Below are 25,998 nucleotides of genomic sequence, written 5' to 3'. Positions count from 1 at the left end.
CTGTCTTCCCTGCCTTTCGCTGTGGTTCCGCCGGAGGAGCGCCGAGCGGTTTCGTCACCTTCCACCGCAACCGCGTCGGCGGCGCCGCTGCAGGGCAGTGGCGCTGTAGGCCGCGGCACCGGCCTCCGCCCGGGTTTGTCTCGCTTCCTCGGCGGAGTCGAGCCGTTCGGCCAACTCGTCGAGCGGGATGTCCGGGCGGTCCACCGCGGCCGCCAGCACCCCAGCCAGGCGGTGGGTCAGCCTGCCGATCCCGGCCGCGGAGAACAGAGCCGTCTTGTACTCGCAGACCAGCCGAAGGCCCCTCGGCGACCGGCGGAACTCCACCCGCAGGTCGTAGCGGGCGAGGCTTGGCGTGACCCCGACAGCTTCGACACGCAGCCCCTCGAAGGCGGTCTCTACCCCCAGGTCCTCCTGGACCACGAACCAGGTCTGGAACAGCGGCAGATGCGTCTCGACCCGGTTCGGCCTCAGCTCGTGGACCACCTGGTCGAAGGGGACCTCGGCGTGCTCGTACGCGCCCAGGCACACCTCCCGCGCGCGGGACAGCAGGTCGCCGAACTTGGCGCAGCCTGCCACCCGCAGGCGTAGCACCAGGGTGTTGGACAGGTAGCCGATCATTCCCGCCAGTTCGGGTCGGCTGCGACCCGCGACGGGGGTGCCCATCACCACCTCGGTCAGTTCGCGGTGCTGGCCGACGGCGACCGCGGCGGCCGCGAACAGCACCATGAACGGGGTGGCGTTGGCCCGGCGGCCGAGTTCCTCCACACCCCGGGCCGTCTCTTCCGGCAGCCCGATCTCGTGCACCGCACTGTCGTGGCTCTGCTCCTCGGGGCGGGGCAGCTCGGTGGGCAGGTTCGGGTCGGCCACGTCCGCCAGCCGCTCCCGCCAGTACTCCAGCTCAGGGCGCAGCGCGTCGCATGCGAGCCGTTCCCGCTGCCATTCCGTATAGTCGCCGTACTGGATCCGGGGCGCGCTGCGGCTCACCTCCTTGCCGGAGCGCAGAGTGCCGTAGTCCTCTCCCAGCTCCGTCAGCAGCAGCGACAGCGACTGGCCGTCGGCTATCAGGTGGTGCAGGCAGACCACCAGCCGGTGCTCTTCGACGCCCGTCCGCACCAGGGCGAACCGCCACAGCCGTCCGCCATTGATCCGGAAGAGCGCCTCGGCCGCCGTGCGGACCGCGCGTTCGGCCTGGCCCGCTCGCTGCTCCGGCGCCAAGCCGGACAGGTCGAGCACGGGCAGCGGCGCGGGGTACGGGGGCAGGACGACCTGGCGCCCCTCGCCATCGGCCTCGACCAGATGCGTCCGCAGGCTCTCATGGCGCCGTACCAGTCCGTCCAGGCTGCCTCGCAGCGCGGCCACGTCGAGCTCGCCGGTCAACCTGAGTGCGCCGGAGATGTGATACAGCGGGGTGCCGGTCGCCCACTGCTCCAGGAACCAGAATCGCCGCTGGCCGGAGGAGAGCGGCAGCCCGCCCTGCCGGAGGTGCGGTGCAAGCGCCGGAATGGCTGCCGCACGCTCCCCGGCGCCTTCAGACTCCTGGGACTGTCCGGCACTGGCCGACCCGGAGCGGTCGCCGCCGATCTCGGCGGCCAGCGCGGCGAGGTCGGGGGCGGTGAAGACGGTGCGCAGAGGCACGTCGGCACCGAACTCGGACTGGATACGGCTCTGAAGCACCGTCACCAGCAGGGAATCGCCGCCCAGTCGGAAGAAGCTGTCGCCGCGCCCGATCGGGCTGACGTGCAGCATGTCGCTCCACAGCTGGGCCAGGCGGGTCTCGATCGTGCCCCGGGGCTCCTCGTAGGCGGCTTCCACGCCCAGGCGGTCGCCCGCCGGCGCGGGCAGTTCGTGAGTGTCGATTTTGCCATTGGAGGTGAGCGGGATGGCCGGCAGCACGACGAAGGCGGCCGGGATCATGTAGGGCGGCAGGGCGGCGGCCAGGTGGGCGCGCGCCTCGGTGATCAGCTTCGTTCCGGAGCCGTCCGCGCCGGGAGCCGGGACCAGGTAGGCGGTCAGCTTGCGGTCGCCGGGGGAGTCTTCACGCAGACGGACGTGCGCGTCGGCGATCGCGGGGCAGGTGCGCAAGGCGTGCTCGATCTCGCCGGGTTCGATGCGGTAGCCGCGCAGCTTTATCTGCTGGTCGGTGCGGCCCAGGTAGACGAGGGTGCCGTCCGGGTTGGCGCGAGCCAGGTCGCCCGTGCGGTAGAGGCGGGCTCCAGGGGCACTGGAGAAGGGGTCGGGGCGGAAGCGATCCGCCGTCTGCCCAGGACGGTTGAGGTAACCGCGCGTCACGCCGGGGCCGGCCACGTGGATTTCGGCGGCGACGCCGGCCGGGACCTGGTGGTCGTTGTCGTCCAGGAGGTAAACGCTCAGGTCGCCCAGGGGCCGGCCGATGGCGCTGGGGGCCCGGGGGGCCAGATCGTCGCCGGTCAGGGCGTGGTGGGTGACGTGAACGGTAGTCTCGGTGATGCCATACATGTTCACGAGTTCCGGGCAGCGGCCGCCGAGGCTCGCCGCCCACTGCGCGAATCGGTCGCCCACGAGGGCTTCGCCGCCGAAGACCACCGTGCGCAGGCTCGTCGGCCGGTCTCCGAGTGCCTCGGTGAGGGGGGCGAAGGCCGACGGCGTCTGGCTGAGCACCGTCACCCCCTGTGCCCGCAGCAAGCGCGCCGTCCGGTCCGGGTCCCGCCGCTCGTCCTCGCCCACCAGCACCAACCGGGCGCCGTGCAGCAGCGCGCCCCACAACTCCCACACCGAGAAGTCGAACGCCATGGAGTGGAAGAGGCTCCACACCTCGTCGCTGCCGAATGCGCGCCGCTCCTGCGCAGCGGCGAACAGCCGGGCCACCTGTGCGTGCTCGACCAGTACTCCCTTGGGGGCACCGGTGGAGCCGGAGGTGTAGATGGCGTACGCCAGTTGGTGCTCGTGCACCTCGATTTCGGCGGGCGCCGGCTCGTACCGGTCGCTGACCGCGCCGTCCTCGTCGAGAAGCACCACCCGGACGTCGTGCAGCGCCTCCGCTGGAATCCGCCGGGCCAGCGCACGGGTCGCGACCAACACCCGGCAGCCGCTGTCGCGCACCACATAGGCCAGCCGTTCCGCGGGCTGGGCGGTGTCCAGCGGCACATAGGCTCCGCCCGCCAGCTGTACTCCCACTACTGCCGCCACCTGGTGAACCGAGCGTTCCAGCAGCACCGCGCACAGCGACTCCGCCGTCACTCCGGCCTCGCGCAGCCGTTCGGCGACCGCGTGGGCCCGCCCCAGCAGCATCCGGTAGGTCCACTGCCGGTCCCCGGACACCAGCGCCACCGCATCCGGGCGCACCCTGGCCTGCTTCGCGAAGCCGACCACCGGCGCCACCACCGACCCGAAGGTGCGTCGCCGCGGGTTCAGTACCGCCCGCTGCCGCTGCTCGCCGGAGCCGTCCATGAGTCCGATCGACCCGAGCGACTGTGCAGGTGCCCGGCACAACCCCTCGAGCACCGTCTCCAGCTGAGCCAGCAGACGCTCCGCGGACGCCTCGTCGTAGCGCATGGCATCGAACTGCAGGCGCAGCCCGATCCGATCGCCGTCCGGCACCGCGACCAGGGTCAGCGCCACATCCGTCTCGTCCGCCACGCTCACGTCACGGACCAGCACCCGATCCGGACCTGCGGGATCGGCACCCGGCAGCGAGACCGGATGGTTCTCCACCACCACCAGAGTTTCGAACAGCGGCCGGCCTTGCGGCACTCCGCTCCATCCCTTGACCTGCGTCAGCGGCACATGCTCGTGCTCCCGCAGCTCCAGGAGCAGCTCCTGCACCTCCCGCAACCAGGTCTCCACCTCGGTACCCGGTGCCAGACGCAGCCGCACAGGCAGGGTGTTGATGAACAGCCCCACCATCCCTTCCACGCCTCTGAGTTCCGGGGGACGCCCCGATACCGTGACGCCGAACACCACGTCCTGGCTGCCGCTGTGCCGGGCCATCAGCACGCCCCAGGCCGCCTGAAGCACCGTCCCCACGGTCACCCCGGACCGCTCGGACAGCTCCCGCAGCCGGCCCGCCAGCCCGGCCGGCGCCTCACGCACCACGCTGCCCACGCCGGATCCGAGCCTCACCGGCGCATGCCACGGCAGCGGCGTGGGCTCCACAAAGTCGCCCAGCACCCGGCGCCACACCTGCTCCGCGGCACCTGGCTCCTGGCGGCCCAGCCATTCCACAAAGTCCCGGTACGGACGCACCCGCGGTAGGGCGGCGGCACTTCCGCCGACGATCGCCTCGTACAGTGCCAGCATGTCGGAGAGCACGATCGGCAGGGACCAGCCGTCGAGCAATGCGTGGTGCACCGTCCACACCAGGTGCCAGGCCTCGTCCTCGAGCCGCACGAGGGTGATGCGCAGCGGCGGCGTGTCAAGACCGAGCGGCGTGGCCCGCTCCCGCTCCGCCAGTTCCGCCAGCCGGTCGGCCGGTTCGGTGTTTCCCGGCTTTTCGTCGCGCCAGTCGAGATCCGTCCAGGCTGGTACCGCGCTGCGGTGCACCACCTGCACCGGTTCCCCCTGCGAGCTGCGGTGGAAGGACGTGCGGAGCACGGCGTGCCGCTGCGCAGTCCGCTCCCAGGCCGTACGCAGGGCACCCGGGTCCAGCGCGCCCTCGAGGCGCAGCGCCAGCTGCACCCGGTAGACGGCACTCTCCGGGTCCGCGAGGGAGTGGAAGAGCATGCCCTGCTGCAGCGGGGTCGCCGGGTAGACCTCTTCCAGGTCGGCTATGCGCTCGGCCAGCCGGTCCACCTCTTTTTGCTCCAGCAGCGCGGCATGGGTGGCCCCCACGGTTCCCGCGACCCTCGCGTCACCGCCGACCGCGGCTGCCAGCTCGGCCACGGTACGGTGCCGGAAGACCATGCGGGTGGTCAGGGCAAGGCCGGCCTCCACGGCTCGTGCCACCATCCGCAGGCTGAGGATGGAGTCCCCGCCGAGCTCGAAGAAGTTGTCGGACCGGCCCACCCGGGCCAGGCCGAGCAGGCCCTCCCAGATCTCGGCGATCTTCCTCTCTTCGTCGGATCTCGGCGGCTCGTACCCGCCCGCAGAGCCCTGCGGGGTCGCGTCCGGCGCGGGCAGGGCACGCCGGTCGAGCTTTCCGTTCGGAGTGAGCGGCAGAGCATCCAGAACGACGAAGGCGCTCGGCAGCATGTAGTCGGGCAGGCGCTCGGCACAGTGTGCCCGTAGCTGCGCTGCCGACGTGCCGGGCTCGGCGGCCACGTAGGCGACCAACCGGGTCACCGCGACGCCCGCGCCGTCGCTGTCGTCCGCTGCCCGGCCGTCCCCCGTGTGCTCCGTCACGATCACGGAGCTCTCCCGTACGGCCCGGTGCTCGCGCAGCACGGCCTCGATCTCCCCCAGTTCGATCCGGAACCCGCGCAGCTCGATCTGGTGGTCCGACCGCCCCAGGAACACCAGGCGACCGTCCGGGAGGAACCGGGCACGGTCCCCGGTCCGGTACAGGCGGGCCCCGTCGCCGGCGGGGTCGGGGACAAAGCGCTCGGCGGTCAGGCCCGGGCGTCCCAGGTAGCCCCGGGACAGTCCCGCGCCGCCGATGCAGATCTCGCCCGGCACTCCCGTCGGGGCGGGCCGGAAGTGCGGGTCCAGCACGCTGACCCGGGTGTTGGCGAAGGGGCGCCCCAGGTCCGGTTCTCGGTTGCCCGGACGGCAGTCACCGATGGTCGCCCCGACGGTGGACTCGGTCGGCCCGTATCCGTTGATCAGCCGGCATCCGGCGGCCCAGCGGTCGGCCACCTCGGCCCGCAGCGCCTCACCGGTGGAGGTGAGCACGCGCAGATCGGGGGCGGACGACGGGGGGAGCACGGCCAGCACGGAGGGGGCGAGGGTGGCGTGGGTGATCGCCTGCTCGGTCAGCAGCCGGGTGAGCTCGTCGCCGGGCACCCGTTCGGCGCCGGTCGCCACGCACAGCGTCCCGCCAAAGGGCAGGGCCATCACGATGTCCCAGAGAGAGGCGTCGAAGGCCAGCGAGGCGAGTTGAAGCACCCGACTGCCGTGTCCGGACTGCAGCTCCGCCCTCTCGACCTCGACCAGGTTGACCAGGCCTCGATGGGCCATCATCGCGCCCTTGGGCCGCCCGGTGGAACCCGAGGTGAAGACGATGTAAGCGAGTTGGTCCGGCGCGGGGTCTTCGGGCAGGTCGTCCGGGCTGTGCCCGGCGAGGCGCGCGGCGTCTGCCTCCTGGTCGAGGCGGATCACCGCGGTGGGACGGGACTGGAGACGTTCGGCGAGGTCCGCCGTGGTCACCAGGGTGCACACCGCGCTGTCGCCGATCATGTGGTCCAGCCGATCGGGCGGATACGAGGGGTCCAGCGGCACATGGACGCCGCCGGCCTTGAGCACCGCCAGCAGCCCCGCGACGGAGTCCGCGGAGCGCTCCAGGAAGACTCCGACCAGCGTCTCGGCCCGCACCCCGAGCTCCCGCAACAGCCGGGCCAGTCGGTTGGCCCGCCGGTTGAGGGCGGCATACGTCAGCTGGCGGTGCCCGCAGCACAACGCGACCGTGTCGGGGGTCAGGGCCGCCTGCCGCTCGAAGCGGCGATGGAGCAGACCGTCGCCCGCGGCCGGGAGCGGGAGATCGGTGGCGTTCCACTCCTCCTGCCGTGCCCGCTCGGATCCGGTGCGCATCTCCAGCAGCTCCACCGGGCATTCGGGGTCGGCAACCGCGGACTCCAGGAGCACCCGGTAGTGCTCCAGCATGTCGGCAACAGTGGAGTCGTCGAACAGGTCCGTGTTGTACTCGACGGCGCAATGCAGCCCGTCCTCCGCCTCGTTCAGCGAGAAGGCGAGGTCGAACCGCGAGGTGCCCGGATCGAGTGCAACGGGCTTGGCGTCGATCCCAGGCAGCGGCAGGTCGGGCAGGCCGGTCTCCTGGAGCACGAACAGCGTCTGGAAGAGCATCTGGTGGCTGAGGTCCCGCTCGGGCCGCAGCGCATCGACGACCAGCTCGAGCGGGACTTCCTGGTGGGAGTAGGCGTCCAGACAGGTGCGCCGGATCCGCCCCAGCAACTCGCGGAAGGTGGGGTTTCCGGTGAGGTCAGCACGCAGCGCCAGGGTGTTGGCGAAGAACCCGATCAGGTTCTCCAGCTCGGGGCGGGTCCGGCTCGCCACGGGGGTGCCGACGACGACGTCCTGCTGGCCGCTGTAGCGGGCGAGCAGCACGTCGAATGCCGCCAGCAGCACCATGAAGAGGGTCGCCCCCTCTTCCTTGCCAAGGCCGTGCACAGCCCGTACCAGCTCCGCCGGGAGCAGCCCTCCCCGGGTGCGGCCACGGAAGCGCTGGACCGCCGGGCGTGGGTGGTCCGTCGGCAGCTCCAGCATGGCGGGGGCGCCGGCAAGTTGCCGTTTCCAGTAGCCGAGTTGCCCGGCCACGTCCTGGCTCTCTGCCCACTCGCGTTGCCAGAGCGTGAAGTCGGGGTACTGCAAGGGAAGTTCGGGCAGCTCGGGCTCGGCGCCCTGCAGCGCGGCCGCGTAGCCCGCCGCCAGTTCGCCGAACAGCACTTTGATCGCCCAGCCGTCGATGACGATGTGGTGTCCGACCATGACCAGCAGGTGGTCATCCTCCGCGATGCGATACACAGCGGCTCGCAACAGCGGGCTGCGGGCGAGGTCGAATGGGGTACGGGCCTGCTCTGCGGCGAGCTCCAAGGCGGCGTCCGCCCGTAGTTCGGCGGGCCGGTCGCGGAGGTCGGTGACCGAGACGGTGATGCGCTGGGACTCGGTGACGACCTGGCAGGGCTCCCCGTCGCGGTCGATGAACGCCGTGCGGAGTGCTTCATGCCGCGTGACCACGTGGTTCAGCGACCGTTCCAGGGCCGCCACTTCCAGCGGCCCGGACAGACGCAGGGCCATCGGCGTGCAGTAGGCGGGCGTGTCGGGGGCCAACTGCTCCAGGAACCACAGCCGTTGCTGAGGCAGGGAGAGCGGGAAGGTCTCCGTCCGCACTCTGCGGCGGAGTTCCAGGGCCCCGCGCCCGGCGCCGGCCTCCGGCCCGGCGCCGGAGTGCGCGCGGGAGAAGGCGCCGGCCAGATGCTCGGCCAGCTCGGCGAAGTCGGTGAACCGGTGGAAGTCCGCCGGGGCCAGCACGAGGCGGAGGTCGCGCTGGCAGGCGTTCATCACGCCGACCACCATCAGGGAGTCGAGACCGAGTCCCCGCAAACTGTGTACCCGGCTGATCTCATCGATGCCGCGCTCCAGGACTTGCGCCACCCGTTCCCGCAGATACTGCTGCAGAAGGGCCGCCCGGGCGCCGGGCACCGCCTCATTCAGCCGACGGAAGATCTCTGCCGGTTCCGGGGGGTCCTGCGGGTCCTGCTGCTCCTGCCTGTCCCGCCTGTCCCGCGGGGTGGCATACGGGGAAGGCGGAGCGGGTGTGACCGTCGGGGCCGCGATGAGAGCTGCGGCAGGCGGGGACGCCGCGGACGATCCCGCCGGTCCGTCGCTCCGGGCGGGCAGCCGCTGAGCCCGCTTGCGCAGCACGTTCAGCGAGTCCAGGCCGTCGAGGGTGGCGGTGACGTCGACGCCGAAGTCGATCAGACTCGCGATCTCGTCCACACCCGCGGCCCGCAGGCTCTGCACGAACGGCAGGCAGGTGCGCGGCGTACCGAACAGCGCCGCGGACTGGAAGTAGCGTTCGAACGCGTACGACAGGACCTGCTCGCGCTCAACGGCCGCCATCTCGTCCAGCCGCTGGAATCCGTGGCGCCACAGGTCCACGGAGGACTCCAGGTAGGAGATGAACGGGCCGCGCACGGATTCCCGCACCTCATCGAGGTCGTCGCCCACGAATGTGTGCAGCATCAGCGTGACGTGTCCGGCAGCCGGGTCGTGGCCGGCCCGGGCGCGCGCCGCGCGGTACACGGCGATCTTCTCGGCCAGTTCCTCCACGGTCTGGAACAGCAGGCCGGTCAGCACATGGTGGCCGTGTTCGCCCGCCTCGGCGAAGCGCTCCGGCGATCCCGAGCAGGTCAGCCAGGTCCGCAGTTCGGGCTGCCGGGGCGCGGGGTGGATCCTGACCGAGGTCTGCTCGGCCTTGCCGTTGGGCAGCTCGACGGAGCCTCCGCCCCACAGGCTCTTGACGGTCTCGATGCCGGAGAACAGGTGCCCGTACCGGTCGTGGAACTTGTCGGGGGCGAGTACGAAGTCGTTGGGGTTCCACCCGGCGGCGAAGGCCAGATCGACGCGGCCCCCGGAGAGGTTGTCCACAACCGCCCACTCCTCCGCCACCCGCACCGGATGGTGCATGGGCAGGACCACGCTTCCCGCCCTCAGCCTGATCCGCCGGGTCGCTACCGCCAGCGCCGAGGCCAGAACCGAGGGGTTGGGATAGAGGCCCCCGAAGGCATGGAAGTGGCGTTCGGGGAGCCAGACCGCGGTGAAGTCGTGCTCGTCGGCGAACTTCGCGCCCTCCAGCAGCAGCCGGTACTTGTCCTCGGCGAAGTCCGCGGCGTTGCTGGAGAAGTACAGGAGACTGAACTGCATAGGCTCCGCATCGCGGGAGCCGGCGTCGGCTGCCCGGGCCCGCACGACCGCGTCCGTGGGCGCGGGCGCTTGGCCGGGGTCGGCCGCCGGCTCCCGCTTCAGCCGCTCGGGCACGTCGCCGGCGATCACGGGCAGCTCGCCCTTGAGGAACGCGTCGCGGGCGGCGCCGCGCTGGATCTTGCCGCTGGTCGTCTTGGTGATCCGGCCGTTCGGGATCAACACGACCGCGTCCAGGCGCAGTTCAGTCTCCTCCAGCACACCGGCACGGATCGCCTCGACGGCCGCGTCGATCCGCCCGCGGTCGGCGTCCCTGCGGACCTCCGCCACCAGGACCACGCGCTCTTCGTCCGCCGAGGTCACGGTGAAGGCGGCGGAGCAGTTGGGGCGCACCTCGGGACAGCTGCGCTCGGCGGCCAGTTCGACATCCTGAGGGTAGTAGTTCTGCCCCCGGACAATCATCAAGTCCTTGAGCCGTCCCGCTATGTACAGCGCACCCTGGTGCAGGAAACCCAGATCGCCCGTTCGAAGGAAGCTTTCGCTGGGTTCGCCGTCCAGAGTGGCCCGAAACACCTTCCGCGTCTCGTCCTCCAGGCCCCAATAGCCCATCGCCACACTGGAGCCGGACACCCAGATCTCACCGATACGGCCCTCGGGCAGCTCGGTGCGCGACTCCGGGTCGACGACGGCCAGCCGCTGCAGCGGAGACGGAACCGAGCAGTTCACCAGCGTCCGGCCGGGAACGGCCGGGTCGTCCTGGGGCTCCGCGCGGTCGGCCTGCAGGCCCTCCTTGGCGAAACGGGCCGACTGCGGTGCCCCATGGCCGCCGTGGCCCGCCACGAGCAAGGTCGCCTCGGCCAGTCCGTAGGACGGCGCCATGACCTCGGCTCGCCAGCCGCTGTCGGCGAACGCCTCGGTGAACCGGTCGAGCGTGGCCGCCCGCACCGGCTCCGCCCCGTTGACCGCCAGCCGCCAGCTGCTCAGATCGAGCCGCTCGCGGAGCCGCGCGGGCACCTTCTCCACGCACATGTCGAAAGCGAAGTTGGGCGCCATGCTGATGGTGCCGCGATAGCGGGAGATCGCGTCGAGCCACCTCACGGGTGACCTGACGAACGCGGCGGGCGGCATGAAGACGGCCGGGATTCCCTTGTACAGCGAGAGCAGGATGTTCCCGATCAGGCCCAGGTCGTGGAAGAGCGGCAGCCAGCTGACGATGCGATCGCCCTCGGTGACCCCCCAGAGGTCCTCCATCACCCGGCAGTTGTGCATGAGGTTGGCATGGCTGACCATCACGCCCTTGGGCTGGGCGGTTGATCCGGAGGTGTACTGCAGGAAGGCGATGTCGTCGGTCCCGACGTCCGCGGGGCTCCAGCGCTCCGCCCACTCATCCTGATCGAACTGATCAAGGCCGAGCCAGACGAGCGCCTCCGTCTCGGGGAACTGGGCCGCCAGGTCGCCGGCCATGGCCAGGCCCTCGGCGGTCGTCAGGGCACATCGTGCGCCGGCACTCGAGAGAATCGCGGGAATACGCGCGAGTTGCCGGGCCGCGTTACCGAGGGGAAGATTCACCGGAACGGCAATCATTCCCGCGTAAAAGCAACCGAGAAACCCGGCCAGGAAATCCAGGCCAGAGGGACAGAGCAGGAGGATGCGGTCCCCTGGAGAAAAGCGCGACTGCAGCCAGCCGGCGACTCCACGGGCACGGGCATCGAGTTGGGAGTAGGAGAGTCGACCCGTCTCCTGTTCACCGTCAGCAAGGAATGTCCAACCGATTTGGTCGGGCTGGTGAAGAGCTCGATGACGCAAGACGTCAAACAGCGTTCTTGGCGCCTGAACATCCTGCTGAAACTGTGAAATCACGAAATCGGCTCCCCCATAGAAGCGCAACCCACTCCAACACATGCGATATCACCTGCGGGTGTGGTTGCATCCGGCCTATCTAAGCCACGGGCGGCATTCTGATCGGCGATCCTAACCCACAACCAAGATCATGGCTAGCGTGTTTCTTTGTGCCGCCCGCGCCGTTGCGGACGGCATTCGGAACCGGCTCCTTCGCGTGACAGGCACCGCGGGGCGGCGTCGGACGGCATGGTTCCAGCGGTTCGTTCAGACCCGCCCAGATGGAATATCCGCTGGTCAGATTGGTCGTACTGACACACGGACGCGTCTGCGGACGCGACGAGCAGGACACGCCTGGACCCCGTTGGGCCTGGTCGAGCGAGCAGGTGGCGCGTTCGTACGAGTATGTCGGCCGAAACTACTTCGCAGTCGAACACCCGTAGCCTCTGTAAAGTCAGTGCCACCAGCACTTATGCCACGGGAAGGCCAAAGGTTTACCGGCGACGCCCTGACACGAACAAACCTTCCCGTTACTCTCACAAGGCCGGACTCCCGGAGGCCGGCCGGCACATGCTGCAGCAGTCCACCGATCGGGCCGTAGCCCGATTCACGGGAGCGGAGGACTAAGGGGGTAAGCAGGCTTCACCAGCCACCCGTACACCGGTTGGGCTATTGAGGGCTCGTGGTTTCACAAGCACGAGATCATTCGCAGGCAGGGCCGGTCTTTTTCACTGCATTGACGCCATATGGCATTCAGCTGTTTTCCCGCCCCGCATTTCTTTTCGTGTTCACGTCGCTGCGCCAACCGATCGCTCCAGGTATTCCCCGTCGAGTCCGAGGATCCCAGGGAACCGATGTTGAAGAATGTTGATGACATTTACCCCTTGACGCCGCTTCAGCAGGGCATGCTGTTCCATGCGGTCGCCGACGGCGGAAGCGTCTATGTGGAGCAGCTCGCCTTCCGCGTCGAGGGCGACTTCGACCTGGAGGCCTTCCGCTCGGCCTGGGAACAGGCGATCGAGCGGCACACCGCGCTACGCACCTTGTTTCTCTGGGAGAACCTGCCCCAGCCGATCCAGGCAGTGCGGCGACGGGTCACCCTGCCCTGGACCGAACTCGACTGGCGCGATACCCCTGACGACGAGATGGAGCAGCGCCTGGAGGCGTTTCTGGCCGAGGACCGCAGGCGCGGCTTCGACGTGACGCAGGCGCCGCTGATGCGCATGACGGCCATCCAGTTGGGCGACGAGACCTTCGAGGTGGTGTGCAGCAACCACCACCTCATCTTCGACGGCTGGTCCCGCGCCACCCTCTTCCGCGAGGTGCTGGCCCTGTACGAGGGCCTGCGGTCGGGGCAGCCCGCGGTGCTGCCGCGGGTGCGTCCGTACCGGGACTTCGTGGCGTGGCTGCAGGAGCAGGACGGTGCGGCGGCCGAGCGGATGTGGCGGCACGAAGTGGGGGCGATCACGGCGCCCACCCCGCTGCCGTTCGAGGCCGACCGGCGGGAGCCGGACGCGGGCGGCGGGGCGGAGAGCGTGGTCCGGGAGCTGGACGAAGGTCTGACGTCTCGGCTGCAGCGCTTGTGCACGGCCCGTGGCACCACGATGGCGACCGCGGTGCAGGCGGCCTGGGCAGTGCTGCTGGCGCGGCACAGCGGGCAGTCAGAGGTGGTGTTCGGCACGACCGTCTCGGGCCGTCCCGCGGAGCTGTCGGGCGTCGAGCAGATGGTGGGTCTGTTCATCAACACCCTCCCGGTGCGGGTGAATGTCTCCGACGGGACCGAAGCGGGCGCATGGCTCGAGGGGGTGCAGGACCATCTCGTGGCACTACGGGAGTTCGAGCACACTCCGCTGGCGCAGGTGCAGTCATGGAGTGGTGTGGGACGCGGGCGCAGGTTGTTCGCGAGCCTGGTGGTCGTGGAGAACCATCCCGTCTCAGGCTCGGCGGGCGGCGATGCGGGCCATGCGGCCGCGTCGGACCGGGGCCAAGTGGTGTCCGGGATACGGGTGGCGGACGAAACCGATGTGCCCCTGACGCTCGTGGCGGCGCCGGGGCGCCGTCTTGAGCTGCGGCTGCTGTTTCGCCGCGGGTGCTGTACCCGGGACGAGGCGGCAGCGCTGCTGGAACAACTGGAGTGCGTGTTCACGGGCCTGGTGAATGGGGTCGAGAAGCCCCTGGGGAACGTGGGGCTGCTGGACGCCGCCGGTGAGGTCCGGGTGGCGCAGGAGCTGAACGCGCATCGGACCGCGCTGCCCGAGGCGGTGATGCCGGTGGCGGGATTCGCGGAACAGGCCGGGGTGCGTGCCGACGCGGTGGCACTGGTATCGGGGGATCGGCAATGGACCTACCGGCGACTGCTGGCGTGGGCCGGGCAACTGGCCGGCCGGCTGCGCGCGGAGGGCGCCGGCCCGGAGGACTGCTGCGGGGTCTGGCTGGAGCGGTCGGCGCAGCAGGTGGTGGCGGCGCTCGCCGTTCAGGTGGCGGGCGGCGCCTACGTGCCACTGGACGCGGCTCTGCCGGTGAATCGGGTGGAGCGGATTCTCGGTGACGGCGGCTGCCGTACGGTGGTGACCGTCCGGCGGCTCTGGGAGAGCCTTGCGGAGCCGGTCCGGCAACGCATGCGGCCGATCCTGCTCGACGAGCCGGAGACCGCGGGTCCTGACGACGGGATCGGGCAGCCGGTGGCGCTCGCCCGCCGGGTCCGGCCGCGGCAGCTCGCCTACGTCATCTACACCTCCGGCTCGACCGGCACGCCGAAGGGTGTCCTCGTCGAACACCATCAGGTCGCGCGCCTTTTCTCGGCGGCCGACCGGCACTTCGGCTTCACCTCGGACGACGTCTGGAGCCTGTTCCACTCGATGGCTTTCGACGTGTCGGTGTGGGAACTGTTCGGCGCGCTGACGCACGGCGCGCGGCTGGTGCTGGTCGATGACGAGACCCGGCGGCAGCCCGGCCGGATGGCCACGCTGCTGCGCGAGCAGTCCGTGACGATCCTCAGCCAGACACCGTCCGCCTTCACCCCGCTCGCCGCCGAGTTGGAGCGCATGCGCCCCACCGGGCTGAGGGCCGTCGTCTTCGCCGGGGAGGCGCTGGCCGGGGACCGGCTCGCGCGCTGGGCCTCGTCCTGGGGATCGCGGTGCCCGGACCTCATCAACATGTACGGGATCACCGAGACCACGGTGCACACAACTTACCATCGGCTCGCCGAACGGGATCTGGCCGTTGGCGGGTCGGGACGCGTCGGACGCGCCCTGCCCGACCTGGCGGTCTACCTGCTCGATGCCCGCGGCCGGCAGGTCCCGCCGGGCGTGACGGGCGAGATCTGCGTGGCCGGCCCGGCGGTGACCCGCGGCTACCACGGCCGGCCCGGGCTCACCGCCGACCGCTACCGACCCGACCCCTACGCCGAGCAGCCCGGCGCCCGCATGTACCGCTCCGGCGACCTGGCCCGCGCAGACGAGGAGGGCGTCCTGCACTATCTCGGGCGCGCCGACCAGCAGGTGAAGCTGCGCGGCTACCGCATCGAGCCCGGCGAGATCGAGCAGACGCTGCGCGCTGTGGCGGAGATCGGGGATGCTCACGTGCAGGTGCGTGAGGACGACCCGGGGGCCCGGCGCCTGGTGGCCTATCTGGTGGCCGCCGACCCGCACACGGACGCCGAGGAGCTGGTGGAGCGGGCCAGGCAGGCGGCCTCGGCCGCGCTGCCCTCGTACATGCTGCCGGCCACGCACGTGGTGCTGCCCGGGCTGCCATTGACGCCGAACGGGAAGATCGACTCCCGAGCGCTGCCGGCGCCGAGCACGATGCGGCAGTACGTGCCGACCGCCTACCAACCGCCGCAGGGGCCAGTGGAGTCACGGCTCGCCGAACTCTGGTCCTCGCTCCTGCACGTGGACCCGATCGGCCGACACGACAACTTCTTCACCCTCGGCGGCGACTCCATCATCAGCATGCAGGTCGCCGCACAGGCGGGCCGCCTCGGCCTGCGCTTCACACCCCGGGATCTCTTCGCACACCAGACGATCGCCGAACTCGCCGCGGTGGCCGCGACGCCCGACGACCAGGCCGACGACGCCCCCGCTGCCTCGGTGGGCAGGGACGGCGAGCCCATCCCGCTCACTCCCGTCCAGCACTGGTTCTTCGAGAAGGAACGCCCCGCACCACACCACTTCAACCAGTCGCTGCTCCTGAGGCCCGCCGAAGCGGCGGATCCGGAACTCCTGCGCTCCGCGCTGCGACTGCTCGTCCTGCGTCATCCCGCGATGCGGCTGCGCTTCACCCGGAACGGTTCCGAGTGGCAGCAGGAGATCGCAGGCGGGGACCCGGCCTCCCGCGGGCTGCTCCGCGAGGTGGACCTCCGCGCCGTTCCGGCCGACGAGCGGGCCGCCGCGTTCGCGGCCGCGGCGGACGAGGTCCAGTCGAGCATCGATCTGGGCGCGGGCCTGCTGCTCAAGGCCGCCTACTTCAAGCTGGGCGAAGAGGGCGACCGACTGCTGTTGGTCCTCCATCACCTCGCGGTCGACGGCGTCTCCTGGCGCCTTCTCCTGGAGGACCTCGGCACGATCCACGGGCAGCTGCTGCGCGGCGAGTCGCCGTCGGAACAGCCGGACCCGCCGACTTCGTTCGACGGCTGGGCCCGCGCCCTCGCCGCCCGGGCGAACTCCGGGGAAGTGGCGGACGAGCTGACGTTCTGGCTGGAGATGATGGACGGCGCAACCACCGCCCTGCCCCGTATCGCCGGGGACGTCCCGGCCGACGACGCGGGCACGGCCGGTGAGGCACTGTCCGTCTCGCGTGTGCTCGACCGCGAGCAGACCGCCGCGCTGCTGCGTTCGGCGTCGGACGCGCGGATCCGGCCCGTCGAGATCATGCTGGCCGCCCTGGGCCGGACCCTGGCCGAGTGGTCGGGCGCGGAAAGGGTCGCGATCGACATCGAGGGTCATGGCCGCGACCCCTTCGCCGCCGGGCTGGACCCCACCCGCACGGTCGGCTGGTTCACCAGCATCCATCCGCTCGTGATCGACTCCGGCGAACCCCTCCATGTCCTGCGCGAACTCAAGAACCGCTACCGCACCATTCCGGGCGGCGGCCTCGGCTACGGTCTGCTGCGCTACGTCCGGGACGCTGATGAGATCACCGGCCGGCTCCGGGAACTTCCCGAACGCAGCGTGCTGTTCAACTACCTCGGACGGTTCCACGGCGGCCTCGGCCCGGACGGCGGCTGGCAGGCCGCGGCCGAGTCCACCGGCATCGCCCAGGAGCCCTCGGCGCCGCGCCGACACGCCCTGGAGGTGAGCGCCCTGGTCACCGATGGGCGCCTCCAGGTCCGCTGGACGTACAGCCCCAGGCTCCACCACGAGGCGACCATCGGCCGTCTCGCCGACGCGTTCGCGGACCAGATCGGCCTGCTGCTCGACCGGGTCCGCCAGGAGCCGGCGGCGCTCCTCACCCCGGTGGACTTCCCGCTGGTCAAAGGGATTCGGCAAGCCGGCATCGACCGGCTGGTCGCGTCGATGGGCGAGCCCGAGGACCTGTATCCCCTCTCACCGCTGCAGCAGGGCATGCTCTTCCACCTGCTCTACGATCCCGATGGCGGCGTCAATCTGGAGCAGGTGACCTGCCAGCTGAAGGGACGCCTGGACGTCGCCGCCTTCCGGCAAGCCTGGCAGGACGTGGTGGCACGGCATGCGGTCCTGCGCACTTCCTTCTACTGGCGCGAGCACGGCGAGTCTCTGCAGGCGGTACACGCACAGGTGGCCGTGCCATGGCAGGAGCTGGACTGGACGGACCTGACGACGGTCGAACAGGACGACAGACTCGCCGACTTCCTCCGCCAGGACCGCACCCGGGGATTCGAGCCGGGCCAGGCCCCGCTGATGCGCATAGTCCTCATCCGCCGCGGCCCGGACGTGGTGCAACTCGTGTGGTCCCACCACCATCTGCTGCTCGACGGCTGGTCGCTGTCCCGGGTGCTCCAGGAGGTCGTCGCCGCGTACCGGGCCCGGCTTGAGCGGCGTGCGCCGCAGCTGCCACCGGTGCGTCCGTACCGCGACTACATCAGCTGGCTCGACCGGCAGGACCTCACCACGGCCGAGGACTACTGGCGCCGCACCATGGCGGGCTTCGACACCCCCACTCCTCTCCCGGCCGCGTCCGAGCCGGAGCGGACCGTCGGCGGGATGGCCACGGAGGTCCTGGAGTTGTCGGCCGCCGCCACCAAGGCTCTGGGCGACTTCGCCCAGCGTCATCACCTGACGGTGGGAACGCTGGTCCAGGCGGCTTGGGCGCTGTTCCTCCAGCGGCACTCCAACGAGACGGAGGTCGTGTTCGGAACGGTCGTGGCCGGCCGACCGGCGGATCTGCCGGGCTCCGAGGAGATCGTCGGGCAGTTCATCAACACCCAGCCGGTCCGGGTGCCGGTGCCCCCGGGCAAGCCGACGCTGGCCTGGCTGCATCAGGTGCAGGACATCCTGGCCGATGGCCGCCAGTACGAGTTCACGCCACTGCTGAGCATCCAGGGTTGGACCGACGTGCCGCGCGGCACCCAGCTCTTCGAAACCGTGGTGGTGTTCGAGAACTACCTCGCCGAGCGCATCGCCGGCATTGACGAGAGCGATACCGATCTCGACGGTCTCGTCATCGAACAGTTCCGCGGCCTGGAGCAGACCAACTATCCGCTCACCTTGATCGTCGCGCCAGGCACCCGCCTGCGGCTGCAGCTCATGTACGACGCGGGACGCTACTCACAGGAGAGCGCATGGCGCTTCAACGAGCGGCTGCGCACCTTCCTGGAGGGCCTGCCGTCGAGGTACGACCTTCCACTCGGCGAGCTGCCGGTGCTTCCCGAGTCCGAGCTGTCCTTGGTCCTCGACTCGTTCAACGACACGGCGGTGGTGCTGCCGCTGGAGCGGACCCTGCCGGAGCTGTTCGAGGAGCAGGCCGCCCGCACCCCGGACGCGATCGCGGTCCGCGAGGGTGAACTCCAGCTGACCTACCGCCAGCTCAACACCCGCGCCAACCGGCTCGCCCACCACCTCATCGACACCCTCGACCCCCGCCCCGAGGACCGCATCGCCCTCGCCCTGGACCGCACCACCGACCTCGTCACCGCCATCCTGGCCACCTTCAAGACCGGCGCCGCCTACCTCCCCCTCAACCCCCACCACACCACCGAACGCCTCACCGGCCAACTCACCGACGCCACCCCCCTCTGCCTCCTCACCCACACCACCCACCTCAACGCATGGAAAAGCAGGAACAACCAGAACAGCCAGAATGGCGAGAACAGTGAGAAGGGAGAGAGCGGACGGCCGGGTCCGGTCTCGCTGCCGGTCATCGCCCTCGATCAGCCGGCCTGGGCTGGTGGGAACAGCACGGATCCTGTCGGCCGTGGCCTGACGTCACGTCATCTCGCCTATCTCATCTACACCTCAGGCTCCACCGGGACTCCCAAGGCCGCCCAGGTCGAACACCGCGGCATGATCAACCACCTGCACGCCAAGATCCGTGATCTGCGTCTGGCTCCCGGCGACAACCTCGCCGCCACCGCCTCCCCCACCTTCGACATCCACGTCTGGCAACTCCTGGCCCCCCTGATCACCGGAGCCACCACCCACCTCCTGCCCGACACCACCGCCCACGACCCCCACCAGCTCATCACCGCCACCGACACCCACCACCTCACCGTCCTGCAGATCGTGCCCTCCCTGCTGTCCGCACTCCTCACCCACCTCGACACCCGCACCACACCCCCGCCACCCCTGACCACCCTGCGCCACCTCATCCTCACCGGCGAAGCCCTCCCACCCGACCTCGCCGCCGCCTGGCTCACCCGCTACCCCCACATCCCCGCACTCAACGCCTACGGCCCCACCGAGTGCTCCGACGACGTCACCCACCACACCCTCACCACACCACCCCACCCCGACACCACCCACACCCCCATCGGCACCGCCCTGCCCAACACCCGCCTCTACCTCCTCGACACCACCGGACACCCCGTCCCCCTCGGCACCCCCGGACACCTCCACATCGGCGGCACCCCCGTCGGCCGCGGCTACCTGCACCGCCCCGCCCTGACCGCACGGCACTTCATCCCCGACCCCTACTCACCCACCCCCGGCGCCCGCCTCTACGCCACCGGCGACCTCGCCCGCCAACACCCCGACGGCACCCTCACCTTCCTCGGCCGCACCGACCACCAGATCAAACTCCGCGGCTACCGCATCGAACCCGGCGAAATCGAACACACCCTGCGCACCCACCCCGCCATCGACCAAGCCCACATCCAACTCCACCAACCCACACCCACCGACCAACGCCTCATCGCCTACCTCACCCTCCGCCCCCACCACCCCCACCCCACACCCGAAGAACTCACCACCCACCTCACCCGAACCCGCCCCCACTACATGACCCCCGCCACCTACACCATCCTCGAAACCCTCCCCCTCACCCCCCACGGCAAAATCGACCGCAAAGCCCTCCCCCAACCCGACACCACCCACACCCACACCCCCACACCCCCCCAAACCCCCACCCAAGCCACCCTCACCCACCTCTGGCAAAACACCCTCAACCACCCCCACATCGGCATCCACGACAACTTCTTCTCCCTCGGCGGACACTCCCTCCTGGCGATGCAGGTCATCGCCCGCCTTCCCGAGGAACTGGGCGTCGAACTGCCCCTGCGCGCCCTCTTCGAGGCACCCACCGTGGCCGGCTTCGCCGCTCGCGTCGAGCAGGCCAGGGCCGACAGCGACACCCCGGCCCCTACCCCGCCGCTGCGGCCGGTGGGACGCGACAGCGAACTCCCGCTGTCCTTCGCCCAGCAGCGCCTGTGGTTCCTGGACCAGCTCGAACCCGGCGGCAGCGTCTACAACCTGCCCATGGCCGCCCGCCTGAGCGGCCCCCTCGACGTCGCCGCCCTGCACCACAGCCTGCACGCGCTGACCCAGCGCCACGAAACACTGCGCACCACCATCACCAGCCACCGCGGCGAACCCCACCAGCACATCACCACCGTCGCCCGCACCGCCCTGCCGGTCATCGACCTGAGCGCACTGCCCGCCGACGCCCGCCACGCCACCGCCCGCCGCCTGGCCGCCGCCGAAGCCCAGCGCCCCTTCGACCTGGCCCGGGGCCCGCTGCTGCGCATGAGCCTGCTGCGCACCGCCCCCGACCAGCACGTGCTGCTGCTGACCGTGCACCACATCGCCAGCGACGGCTGGTCCAACGACATCCTGCTGCGGGAACTGGGCGAGCTCTACCGCGCCCACGCCGGCAACACCCGCCCGAACCTTCCCGAGCTGCCCCTGCAATACCCCGACTTCGCCGTCTGGCAGCGCACCCTGCTCTCCGGCGACACCCTCGAGACCGAACTCCAGCACTGGCGCGCCGAACTGGCCGGCGCCCCCACCGTGCTGGAACTGCCCACCGACCACCCCCGCCCCGCCGTCCAGACCTACCGCGGCGCCCACCACATCACCCGCTGGCCCGCCGAACTCGCTGAGGACCTGCGCCAACTCGGCCACGAAGCAGGCGCCACCTTCTTCATGACCCTGCTGGCCGCCTACACCACCCTCCTCTACCGCTGGAGCGGCCAGGACGACATCCTCATCGGCACCCCCACCGCCAGCCGCACCCGCCCCGAGCTGGAAAACCTCATCGGCTTCTTCGCCAACACCCTCACCCTGCGCACCGAACTACACGGCAACCCCACCTTCCGCCAACTCCTGGACCGCGTCCGCGAATCCACCCTCCGCAGCTACGCCCACCAGGACCTCCCCTTCGAAAAACTCGTCGAAGCCCTCGAACCCGACCGCTCCCTCAGCCACAACCCCCTCATACAAACCCTCCTCGTCCTGCAGAACACCCCCCACTCCGCCGACCCCCAGGCCTGGCCGGGCCTCACCCTCACCCCCTTCGACGACACACCCCAGACCACCGCCAAATTCGACCTGACCCTCACCGCCTACGAGGAAAACGACGGCCTCGTCCTCAGCCTCGAATACAACACCGACCTGTTCACCCCCGACACCATCGAACACCTCCTGACCCGCCTGGAAACCCTCACCCGCCACGCCACCACCCACCCCGACACCCGCCTGCACGACCTCCCCCTGCTCACCGACACCGAACAACACGACCTCACCACCCGATTCAACGACACGGCGGTGGTGCTGCCGCTGGAGCGGACCCTGCCGGAGCTGTTCGAGGAGCAGGCCGCCCGCACCCCGGACGCGATCGCGGTCCGCGAGGGTGAACTCCAGCTGACCTACCGCCAGCTCAACACCCGCGCCAACCGGCTCGCCCACCACCTCATCGACACCCTCGACCCCCGCCCCGAGGACCGCATCGCCCTCGCCCTGGACCGCACCACCGACCTCGTCACCGCCATCCTGGCCACCTTCAAGACCGGCGCCGCCTACCTCCCCCTCAACCCCCACCACACCACCGAACGCCTCACCGGCCAACTCACCGACGCCACCCCCCTCTGCCTCCTCACCCACACCACCCACCTCAACGCATGGAAAAGCAGGAACAACCAGAACAGCCAGAATGGCGAGAACAGTGAGAAGGGAGAGAGCGGACGGCCGGGTCCGGTCTCGCTGCCGGTCATCGCCCTCGATCAGCCGGCCTGGGCTGGTGGGAACAGCACGGATCCTGTCGGCCGTGGCCTGACGTCACGTCATCTCGCCTATCTCATCTACACCTCAGGCTCCACCGGGACTCCCAAGGCCGCCCAGGTCGAACACCGCGGCATGATCAACCACCTGCACGCCAAGATCCGTGATCTGCGTCTGGCTCCCGGCGACAACCTCGCCGCCACCGCCTCCCCCACCTTCGACATCCACGTCTGGCAACTCCTGGCCCCCCTGATCACCGGAGCCACCACCCACCTCCTGCCCGACACCACCGCCCACGACCCCCACCAGCTCATCACCGCCACCGACACCCACCACCTCACCGTCCTGCAGATCGTGCCCTCCCTGCTGTCCGCACTCCTCACCCACCTCGACACCCGCACCACACCCCCGCCACCCCTGACCACCCTGCGCCACCTCATCCTCACCGGCGAAGCCCTCCCACCCGACCTCGCCGCCGCCTGGCTCACCCGCTACCCCCACATCCCCGCACTCAACGCCTACGGCCCCACCGAGTGCTCCGACGACGTCACCCACCACACCCTCACCACACCACCCCACCCCGACACCACCCACACCCCCATCGGCACCGCCCTGCCCAACACCCGCCTCTACCTCCTCGACACCACCGGACACCCCGTCCCCCTCGGCACCCCCGGACACCTCCACATCGGCGGCACCCCCGTCGGCCGCGGCTACCTGCACCGCCCCGCCCTGACCGCACGGCACTTCATCCCCGACCCCTACTCACCCACCCCCGGCGCCCGCCTCTACGCCACCGGCGACCTCGCCCGCCAACACCCCGACGGCACCCTCACCTTCCTCGGCCGCACCGACCACCAGATCAAACTCCGCGGCTACCGCATCGAACCCGGCGAAATCGAACACACCCTGCGCACCCACCCCGCCATCGACCAAGCCCACATCCAACTCCACCAACCCACACCCACCGACCAACGCCTCATCGCCTACCTCACCCTCCGCCCCCCCCACCCCCACCCCACACCCGAAGAACTCACCACCCACCTCACCCGAACCCGCCCCCACTACATGACCCCCGCCACCTACACCATCCTCGAAACCCTCCCCCTCACCCCCCACGGCAAAATCGACCGCAAAGCCCTCCCCCAACCCGACACCACCCACACCCACACCCCCACACCCCCCCAAACCCCCACCCAAGCCACCCTCACCCACCTCTGGCAAAACACCCTCAACCACCCCCACATCGGCATCCACGACAACTTCTTCTCCCTCGGCGGACACTCCCTCCTGGCGATGCGGCTCGCGGACCGGATCAAGGAGGCGTTCGGAGGCCGGCTCCCCCTCGCCGACCTCTACCAGCACCCCACCCCCGCCGCGATGGCGGCTCGCATCGACAGTGCGGGCGCCGGGCGCCATGACTGGCCGTCCTCCATCGTGCCCCTGCGGGCGACCGGCAGCCGTACCCCGCTCTTCTGCATCCACCCGAAGAACGGCACCGTCTTCTGCTTCGCCGGACTCGCGCAGACGCTGGAGGTGGAGCGACCCGTCTACGGCGTGCAGGCGCACGGTCTGGATCCCGAGGTCCGCCCCCTGGACTCGATCGAGGAACTTGCTGCCGCCTACCTGCGGGACATCGTCAAGGCCCAACCACAGGGGCCTTACCTCCTGTCGGGATACTCGCTGGGCGGGACCATCGCCTACGAGCTCGCCCGGCAGCTCGCCGCGCAGGGCCGCGAGGTCGCCAGCTTGATCATGCTCGACAGCTATCCGGTTCTGGGCGACGACTCGCCCACACTCGCCGAGTTCGAGGCCATGGACGACGCCGCCTTCCTCGTCCATCAATTCGGCGGAGCGCTGCCGGTGAACGAGGAGCACCTGCGTTCGCTGACCCCCGATGCGAGCATGCTCCATCTCCTCGACCTCGCTGCCGAGGCAGGGCTGGAGAGCGAGCACATGGACCTCAAGTCCATGACGCGCTACGTGGACATCGTCCGCGCGCACACCCGCGCCGCACTGACCTATCGACCGCTCCCGTACTCCGGCCCGGTGCTCCTGCTGCGATGCGACGACCTCGGCCCGGACGCGGGTCCGGACCCACGCGACAACTGGAGCGACCTCATCGGGGAGAGCCTGATCATCCAGGACGTGCCGGGCACCCATATGACCATGCTCGACCCCCCGAACCTCACGACCGTGGCAGCCCACATCAGCAAGTACGTCGCGGACCTGGGAAGCAGCGGAAAGCGGGAGCGATGACCGACAGGAACTCTGGGCCCGAACTGTACGAGACCAAGGCAGAGATGGCGGCGTATCCGGCCGGCACCTGCGACTCACCGACGTACTCAAGCTATCTGCAGATCGATGAGCTCCTGGGGCTACAGACCCCACGGAGCAGCCCGGAGCATCCGGATGAACTTCACTTCATCGTCACCCACCAGGCGATGGAGCTCTGGTTCAAGGTCATGCTGCACGAACTGTCCCGGGTTCAGGAGTATTTGGAGAAACAGATCTGGACGCAGGCACTGGCCAAATTGAGCCGCGTCAACCTTATCCTGCAGACGCAGACTGCACAGATGGGCACCCTTTGCTCCCTCGATCCACGGGCGTTTCAGGAGTTCCGCCAGTTCCTCGGCTCTGCCAGCGGTTTCCAGTCGGTGCAGTTCCGGGCCCTGGAGCTGCTGAGCGGCCTCCGTGATCCCTCGTACATTGCCCGGCTGAGCCGCGATCAGCACGGGCGCCTGCCCGAGCCTCTCCACGACATCCTGTCGAAGCCGAGCCTCGCCGAAACCGCCAGCCGAGCCGCAGGCGCCGCAGAAGTGGGCGGTTGGTCCGAGGTCTATTCGGATCCGGAACGGCACGGCCCGCTCTTTCTGATCGGTGAGGCCCTCCTGGAGTACGACCGACACTGGGTCATGTGGCGCCAGGAGCACCTGCTGTTGGTGGCCAAGACCATCGGGGCCGGCTCAACCGGTACGGGCGGGGGTTCTTCCGCATACCTGCAGAAGCGGATCGACATCAAGTTCTTCCCATTCCTCTGGGACATCCGCGACAGCATTACCGCCAGCTGGACAGAAAGAAGGGGTGATCTTCATGGCGCATGACGACATCGAGGACGGCATTGTCTACAAGGTCGTACTCAACCACGAGGAACAATATTCCATCTGGCCGATTGACAGGGAGAATCCCAACGGCTGGCGGGACGAGGGCATGTCGGGAAGCAAGGAGGAGTGCCTCAGCCACATAGACAAGGTGTGGACCGACATGCGACCGCTGAGCCTGCGCCGGCAGATGGAGCAGGAGGCGTCATGAGGAGCTACAGCAAGGCATACGTCCTCGGGGACCTGAGGCGGTTCCCCGGCTGGTCGAAGTCCGCGGCGGCCGAGGAGCGCGAGTACGCCGACGAGGACATCGTCTACCTGGCGGACGATCTCGTCGTGCTGGCAGACCCCATCCGCGAGGAGGGGCTGCTCTTCGATCAGACCACGGCGGAGTGGCGGGAGTTCTGCGCCGTCGACCTCGGGTTCGCCATTCCCGACGACCTGACCTACCTGCGGCCGGGTGCCGACGACGAGTCCGCTCCGGCCGAGGGCCGAGCGAGTGAGGAGCCACAGCATGGATGAGCTGACCCAACGCCTGTCGAAGGGGTCCCACCCGGTCGCCGCGGGCGGGCCGCAGGCTTCGCTGGAAGACCTGCGCCGCAGGGTCGAGGAACTCGGCTTCGTCTTCGTGAAGTTCACGGAGACCACTGGCGGCACCGACCTGGGAGTGCGCCTGGACCGGACGGCCACCGACAGCAGTGCGGCCGACTTCGACGCCGGCACCGGATCGGTGCACCTGGAGGGCACGCTGATCCTCAATGACGATCCCGTCCGGTGCGTCGCGGACATCGATCTGGCGACCCTCACGGGAACCGGCCGCCTGGTGCCCGTCGCCGAGTCCGAGCTCGTGAGCAGCTGACGTCGTCCACCGTGCCCGGCCAGCGGCCGGGCACGGTGGCCCAGGGGCCGCGCGGGCCCTT

The 25,998-nt window shown here is 69.9% G+C and carries 6 protein-coding genes; 5 read left to right on the top strand and 1 reads right to left on the bottom strand.

All coding sequences use genetic code 11. The annotated features are described in order from the left end of the window. Positions 1-54 precede the first annotated feature (54 nt). Positions 55-11,412 carry an amino acid adenylation domain-containing protein gene (locus ACFYOH_RS15530; protein WP_388625842.1) on the bottom strand — a complete coding sequence of 3,786 codons (11,358 nt, stop codon included), beginning with the start codon at positions 11,410-11,412 and terminating at the stop codon, positions 55-57. A gap of 683 nt (positions 11,413-12,095) precedes the next feature. On the opposite strand from ACFYOH_RS15530, the gene ACFYOH_RS15525 reads away from it, so the two are divergent. From ACFYOH_RS15525 to ACFYOH_RS15505, 5 genes are read left to right on the top strand one after another with little or no spacing between them, the layout of a single operon-like run. Next, on the top strand, positions 12,096-24,236 hold the full coding sequence (locus tag ACFYOH_RS15525) for an amino acid adenylation domain-containing protein (RefSeq protein WP_388625840.1): 12,141 nt from the start codon (positions 12,096-12,098) through the stop codon (positions 24,234-24,236). Beyond that, entirely contained in the window at positions 24,233-25,081 is an 849-nt protein-coding gene (locus ACFYOH_RS15520; RefSeq protein ID WP_388625838.1) for a tryptophan 2,3-dioxygenase family protein, read from the top strand. Before ACFYOH_RS15525 ends, ACFYOH_RS15520 begins: the two co-directional genes overlap by 4 nt. Beyond that, on the top strand, positions 25,071-25,289 hold the full coding sequence (locus ACFYOH_RS15515) for an MbtH family protein (RefSeq protein WP_388625836.1): 219 nt from the start codon (positions 25,071-25,073) through the stop codon (positions 25,287-25,289). The genes ACFYOH_RS15520 and ACFYOH_RS15515 overlap by 11 nt, the downstream gene beginning before the upstream one ends. Then, the gene (locus ACFYOH_RS15510; protein WP_388625835.1) at positions 25,286-25,600 is read left to right on the top strand and encodes a hypothetical protein; all 315 of its coding nucleotides are present in this window, start codon (positions 25,286-25,288) and stop codon (positions 25,598-25,600) included. Before ACFYOH_RS15515 ends, ACFYOH_RS15510 begins: the two co-directional genes overlap by 4 nt. After that, on the top strand, positions 25,593-25,937 hold the full coding sequence (locus ACFYOH_RS15505) for a hypothetical protein (RefSeq protein ID WP_388625833.1): 345 nt from the start codon (positions 25,593-25,595) through the stop codon (positions 25,935-25,937). Before ACFYOH_RS15510 ends, ACFYOH_RS15505 begins: the two co-directional genes overlap by 8 nt. Positions 25,938-25,998 lie beyond the last annotated feature (61 nt).

It is taken from the genome of Streptomyces sp. NPDC007856 (assembly GCF_042868225.1).
Lineage (GTDB): Bacteria > Actinomycetota > Actinomycetes > Streptomycetales > Streptomycetaceae > Streptomyces.
The sequence above is the reverse complement of the archived record's forward strand: the minus strand, read 5'-3'. Positions and strand labels throughout refer to the sequence as shown.